The organism is Rhizobacter sp., from assembly GCF_031412495.1.
Classification (GTDB): domain Bacteria; phylum Pseudomonadota; class Gammaproteobacteria; order Burkholderiales; family Burkholderiaceae_C; genus Schlegelella_A.
Genome location: NZ_JANODC010000504.1, coordinates 1 through 5,791, shown reverse-complemented (window position 1 = coordinate 5,791; position 5,791 = coordinate 1). Strand labels below are relative to the sequence as shown.

The 5,791-nt window shown below is 70.5% G+C and carries 8 protein-coding genes; 6 read left to right on the top strand and 2 right to left on the bottom strand.

Annotation, left to right across the window (positions count from 1 at the left end; translation table 11 throughout):
- Positions 1-390: phospholipase D-like domain-containing protein (locus tag AC30N0_RS18920; RefSeq protein WP_489519436.1), on the bottom strand; the 390-nt coding region annotated here is incomplete at its 3' end.
- Positions 391-428: 38 nt separating this feature from the next.
- Positions 429-743, bottom strand: a complete 315-nt coding sequence (locus AC30N0_RS18915; RefSeq protein WP_489519437.1) for a hypothetical protein — start codon at positions 741-743, stop codon at positions 429-431.
- Between the two features lie 294 nt (positions 744-1,037).
- Between AC30N0_RS18915 and AC30N0_RS18910 the strand changes: the two genes are divergently transcribed.
- From AC30N0_RS18910 to AC30N0_RS18885, 6 genes are all read left to right on the top strand, one after another.
- Positions 1,038-1,694, top strand: a complete 657-nt coding sequence (locus AC30N0_RS18910; RefSeq protein WP_489519434.1) for a Crp/Fnr family transcriptional regulator — start codon at positions 1,038-1,040, stop codon at positions 1,692-1,694.
- A 14-nt stretch (positions 1,695-1,708) separates the two neighbouring features.
- Positions 1,709-2,806, top strand: a complete 1,098-nt coding sequence (locus tag AC30N0_RS18905) for a sterol desaturase family protein (RefSeq protein ID WP_489519433.1) — start codon at positions 1,709-1,711, stop codon at positions 2,804-2,806.
- A 151-nt stretch (positions 2,807-2,957) separates the two neighbouring features.
- On the top strand, positions 2,958-3,776 hold the full coding sequence (locus AC30N0_RS18900; RefSeq protein WP_489519432.1) for an IclR family transcriptional regulator: 819 nt from the start codon (positions 2,958-2,960) through the stop codon (positions 3,774-3,776).
- Positions 3,773-4,552: an ABC transporter ATP-binding protein gene (locus tag AC30N0_RS18895; protein WP_489519431.1), complete on the top strand. Its 780-nt coding sequence runs from the start codon at positions 3,773-3,775 to the stop codon at positions 4,550-4,552. Before AC30N0_RS18900 ends, AC30N0_RS18895 begins: the two co-directional genes overlap by 4 nt.
- Before the next feature lie 2 nt (positions 4,553-4,554).
- Positions 4,555-5,259, top strand: a complete 705-nt coding sequence (locus AC30N0_RS18890) for an ABC transporter ATP-binding protein (RefSeq protein WP_489519430.1) — start codon at positions 4,555-4,557, stop codon at positions 5,257-5,259.
- A gap of 62 nt (positions 5,260-5,321) precedes the next feature.
- Positions 5,322-5,791, top strand: a 470-nt coding sequence (locus tag AC30N0_RS18885) for an ABC transporter substrate-binding protein (protein WP_489519435.1), incomplete at its 3' end; no start/stop codon positions are given.

Here is a 5,791-nt window from a genome sequence, read left to right as displayed (position 1 = left end):
CCCAGCTCGCGCACCCGGACCGGCCGCGAGAACGTCCATGTCGATGAAGTGGGTGTCGTCGCCGCGCTCGAAGTACTCGTCGGCGATGTTGCGGCCGCCGGTGACGGCGAAGCTCGCGTCGGCGATGAACAGCTTGTTGTGCATGCGCCGGTTGATGCGCGAGAAATCGTGCAGCGAGAAAGCGACGCGGCGGACGACGCCTCCGCTTCGCGCCGGCAGCGGGTTGAACATGCGCACTTCGACGTTGGCGTGCGCTGCGAACGCCGCCAGCAGGTCGTCCTGGCCGGCGGCGTACAGGTCGTCGACGAGGACGCGCACGCGGACGCCGCGGCGCGCCGCGGCGCGCAGCTCGGCGAGGAAGCCGAGTCCGGTGGCGTCGCTGCCGACCAGGTAGGACTGGACGTCGAGCGTCTTCCCGGCACGGCGGATCAGGGCGACGCGTGCCTCGAGCGCCTGCCGGCCCCCGGGCAGGTGCGGAAGCCCGACCCGCCGGGCCCGGCAGCGGCCATCGACGCCACCGCGGCCCGGGCCAGCGCGGTGCCGTCGACATCGTCGCTGACGGACGACGCCGGGCGGGCAACGTCGTGGGGCAGGGCGGCGCAACCGCCCAGCGACACGGCGACGGCCAGCAGGACGGCGCGCCAGGTGGCGAGCAGGCCCACCCCGGCAGCGCCGGCGAGGCCGACCCAGGCGCACAGCCGGGTCATGCCGAGGCGCGTGAACTCTCGCGAAAGCGGCGGCATGGCAGTTCTCCTTCGGGGCAGGCGGTCTGGCGGTCCGGTTCAGGCCGCGCCGAAGGCGACGACGACGAACATGGACAGCGAGGCCACGGAGAGGGTGACGACCATCAGACAGGCGGCGATGTCGTCGAAACAGGTCTTCATGAAAGCGCTCCTTGCGGTGGTTGGGGCTGCGGCGATTGCTTCGCCTCGGCATGCGGGCAGTCTCTAAACAAGGGCCTTCGAAGCCGAGTGAACAAGGCGCTCGCGTGGAGTGACATTGATCACACGGGTGCGGTGCGGCCGATAATTCGATGGATGCATGACACGAAGGGAGGCACTGCTCATACGGCAGAAGACCGTCTTTCCGGTCAGCTGCTCGAAGCGCTCGCCCTGCACGGCAACACGCGCCCGTTCCGGGCCCCGGCCATCCTCATCAACGAAGGCGACATCAGCGACTCGATCTACATCGTCGTCTCGGGGCGCCTGCGCACCTTCGCCAGCTCGGCCGACGGCCGCGACGTCGTGCTCGCCGAGCACGGCCCGGGCGAGTACGTCGGCGAGCTCGCCCTCGACGGCGGCGAGCGCTCGGCATCGGTGAAGGCGGTCGAGCCGACCACCTGCTGCGTGGTTCCCGGCGCGGAGATGCGGGCCTTCATGGCCGAGCACCCGGAGTTCGCCCTGCACCTCTCGCGCAAGCTCACGCGCATGGTCCGGCGTCTCACCGAGCAGGTGAAGGACCTCGCGCTGAAGGACGTCTACGGCCGCATGGTCAGCGTCTTCATGGATCTGTCGGACCCCGTCGGTGCCGAGCGCGTGGTCCGCGAGAAGCTGACCCAGCAGGACATCGCCGACCGCGTCGGCTCCTCGCGCGAGATGGTCAACCGGATCGTCAAGGACCTGACGGCCGGCGGCTACGTGTCGGTGCGCGACGGCCGCTACGTGATCCATCGCAAGCTCCCGCTCGCGCGCTAGGCCGGCTTCGCGTCATGACCGGCCCGCAGATCATCGTCCTGGCGACGCCCGTCTTCCTGGCGCTGATCGGCCTCGAGCTCGCCATCGGACGGCGCCGCGGCCGCAACACCTACCGGCTGAACGACGCGATGTCGAGCATCGGCCTCGGCGTGCTGAGCCAGGTGGCGGGGCTCTTCAGCGCCTTGCTCAGGCTGGGCATCTACAGCGCCGTCTACGCCGGGTTCGCCGTCTGGCAGCTGCCGGTCGAGTCCGTGTGGACGTGGCTCGTCGCTCTCGTCGCCTACGACTTCCTCTACTACTGGCACCACCGCGCCGGGCACCGGATCGCCCTGTTCTGGGCCGCGCACGTGGTGCATCACCAGAGCGAGGACTACAACCTGTCGACGGCCCTGCGCCAGACCTCGAGCGGGTGGCTGTTCGGCTGGATCTTCTACCTGCCGATGGCGATCGCCGGCGTTCCGCCGCTGGTCTTCGCCGTCGTCGCCCTGATCGACCTGCTGTACCAGTTCTGGGTCCACACCGAGCACATCGGCCGCCTCGGCTGGTTCGACCGCTGGTTCTGTGCGCCGAGCAACCACCGCGTCCACCACGCCGTGAACGACGCCTACCTCGACCGCAACTACGGCGGCATCCTGATCCTGTGGGACCGGCTGTTCGGCACCTACGCCGCCGAAGACCCGACGATCCCCTGCGTCTACGGCACGCGCAGCCCTCTGCGCAGCTGGGACCCGATCCGCGCCAACCTGCAGGTCTATGCCGGGCTCACCCGCGATGCCTGGCGGACGCGGCGCTGGGCCGACAAGGTGGCGCTCTGCCTCAAGCCGCCGGGCTGGCGCCCCCTCGACCTGGCCGGGGCGGTGCCACCCGCGCCGTTCGATCCGGCCACGCTGGAGCGCTTCGAGACCGAGCTGCCGAAGCGGGCCCGGGCCGCCGCGCTGGCGCTCTTCGCCGTGCTGCTGGTCGCCACGAGCTGGCTGCTGTGGAACGCGCATCGCCTCGCCTGGCCCACGCAGGCCGGCGCCGCGGCCGCGATCCTCCTGGGCCTGTGGCTGGTCGGGCGGGTGAGCGAAGGCCCTGCCGCGGCGGCTAAGGGCAACTCCTCTGAGGGCTAACCCCCGATCGTCGGGCCCGGGGGCACGCGGCCCGGCATGTCCTGCCTAGACTCCGCGTCCGGCGTTCTGAAGCCGGTTCAACCTGATGAATGCCGGGCCCCCTTCCGCGATGCACCCACGAGCCGACAGCGCCCTCTCCTCCGCCCGCCTGATGCCCCTGGGGCGAGGCCGCAGCAACGGCCCGGCCCTGGTGCCGGCGCTGTCGCGGGCGCTGACGCTGCTCGAGCGGCTCGCCGACGCGCGCGGGCCCATGAGCCTGGCCCGGCTGGCCGGCGACCTGCGGCTGCCGAAGAGCAGCGTGCACGGCCTGTGCAGCACGCTGGTCTCGTTCGGCTATCTGCGCCGCCAGCCCGACGGCACCTTCCTGATCGGGCCGCGCGTGATGGGCCTGGCCGAGGCCTTCGTGTCCGGCACCGACGTGGCGCAGGAGTTCGCCGCGCTGTGGTCGGACCGCGGCGCGGCCCCCGAGGAGACCGTGGTCCTCTCGGTCCTCTCCGGCACCGAGGCGCTCTACGTCGCGGTGCGCAACAGTGCGCGGCCGCTCGGCCTCGCCTTCAACGTCGGCATGCGCCTGCCGGCGTATCTGTCGGGCAGCGGCAAGGCGATGCTCGCCTTCCTGCCCGCCGAAGAGGTGCGGAGCCGCTTTGCCGCCGGGCTGGGCACGCGCCTGACCCGGAAGGGTCCGCGCAGCGTCGACGCGCTCCTGAAGGAGCTCGCCGTGACCCGCAAGCGCGGCTACAGCATCGACGAGGAAGCCGTTCGCGAAGGCGTGATCTCGTTCGGGGCGCCGGTGTTCGGCGTCGCCGGCGAGGTCGTCGCCGCGGTGTCGGTCTGCATCAACAAGGCGCTGCTCGGCGCCGACCGGGGCGCGCGCCACCGCGATGCCGCTCTCGCGGTGGCCGCGGCGCTGACCGACCGCCTCGGCGGCGACCCGGCGCGTTCGCAGCCTGCGCCGGAGGACGGTTCATGAGCGGCGATGCGGAGTTCATCCTCGAGACGCGCGAGCTGACGAAAGAGTTCAAGGGCTTCGTCGCCGTGGACAAGGTGAACCTTCGAGTTCGTCGCGGCACCATCCACGCCATGATCGGGCCGAACGGCGCTGGCAAGACGACCTGCTTCAACCTCCTCACCAAGTTCCTGACGCCGACCTCCGGGCGGATCCTGTTCCAGGGCCAGGACATCACGAGCGAGAAGCCGGCCGCGATCGCCCGGCGCGGCGTCGTCCGCTCGTTCCAGATCTCGGCCGTGTTCGCCCACCTCTCGGTGCTCGAGAACGTCCGCGTCGCCCTGCAGAGGAAGCTCGGCACCTCGTTCCACTTCTGGAAGCCTGAGTCGTCGCTCAGCGTGCTCGACGACGAGGCGATGGCGCTGCTGCAATCGGTCGACCTCGGGGCCTACGCCGCCCTGCCTGCGGTCGAGCTCAGCTACGGGCGCAAGCGCGCGCTCGAGATCGCGACGACGCTGGCCATGGACCCCACGCTCATGCTGCTCGACGAGCCGACGCAGGGCATGGGCCTCGAGGACGTCGAGCGTGTCCGCGAACTGATCCGCAAGGTCGCCGCCAACCGCACGGTGCTGATGGTCGAGCACAACATGAGCGTCGTCGCATCGATCGCCGACACGATCACGGTGCTGGCGCGCGGCGCGACGCTCGCCGAAGGGCCGTATTCCGAGGTCTCGCGAAACCCCGCCGTCATCGAGGCCTACATGGGCACCGCCGACGCCGAGCTGGCCGGGGCTCACTGACCGTGGCGGTCCCCTTCCTCGAGATCAGCGGCCTGCACGGCTGGTACGGCGAGTCGCACGTGCTGCACGGCGTCGACCTCCGGGTCGGCGAGGGCGAGGTCGTGACCCTGCTCGGCCGAAACGGCGCCGGCCGGACCAGCACGCTGCGCGCGATCATGGGCCTCATCGGCTCGCGCAAGGGATCGATCAAGGTCCGCGGCACCGAGACGGTCGGCATGGCCACGCACCGGATCGCCCGGCTCGGCCTCGGCTACTGCCCGGAAGAGCGCGGCATCTTCGCCAGTCTGTCGGCCGAGGAGAACCTGCTGCTGCCGCCGCAGCTGGCCGAGGGCGGGATGAGCGTGGCCGAGGTCTACACCATGTTCCCCAACCTGAAGGAGCGCCGGGCCAGCCCCGGCATGCGCCTGTCGGGCGGCGAACAGCAGATGCTCGCGGTGGCGCGGATCCTGCGCTCGGGCGCCAAGCTGCTGCTCCTGGACGAGATCTCCGAAGGCCTGGCGCCGGTGATCGTGCAGATGCTGGCGCAGACGATCCGGATGCTGCGCGAGCGCGGCTTCACCATCGTCATGGTCGAGCAGAACTTCCGGTTCGCGGCGCCGCTCGCGGACCACCTCTATGTCATGGAGCATGGCCGCATCGTGGAGAGCTTCGCCGCCGCGGAGTTGCAGGCGAAGATGGGCATGCTGCACGAGCATCTCGGCGTCTGAGGCCCAGGCCGGGACGCGGGGCAGGTTTCATTCGGTTCACCTCAAGGAGAGACAAGATGACGATGAAGACGAAATTCAAGCTGGCGACCTCGGCCGCCGCCGCCGCGCTCGCCTGCGCCGCCGGCCCGGCCCACGCCCAGGTGTCCGACGGCGTGATCAAGATCGGCGTCATGAACGACATGTCGGGCCTCTATGCCGACGTCGCCGGCCCCGGCTCGGTGGTCGCGGCGCGGATGGCGGTCGAGGACTTCGGCGCCGCCCGCAAGGGCATGAAGGTCGAGATCGTCTCGGCCGACCACCAGAACAAGCCCGACGTCGGCTCGACGATTGCGCGCACCTGGTACGACGTCGACAAGGTCGACGCCATCTTCGACGTGCCGACCTCGTCGGTGGCGCTCGCCGTCAGCCAGCTGACGCGGGAAAAGGGCAAGGCCTTCATCAACTCCGGTGCGGCCACGTCCGACCTGACCGGCAAGGCGTGCTCGCCGAACACCGTGCACTGGACCTACGACACCTGGATGCTGGCCAACGG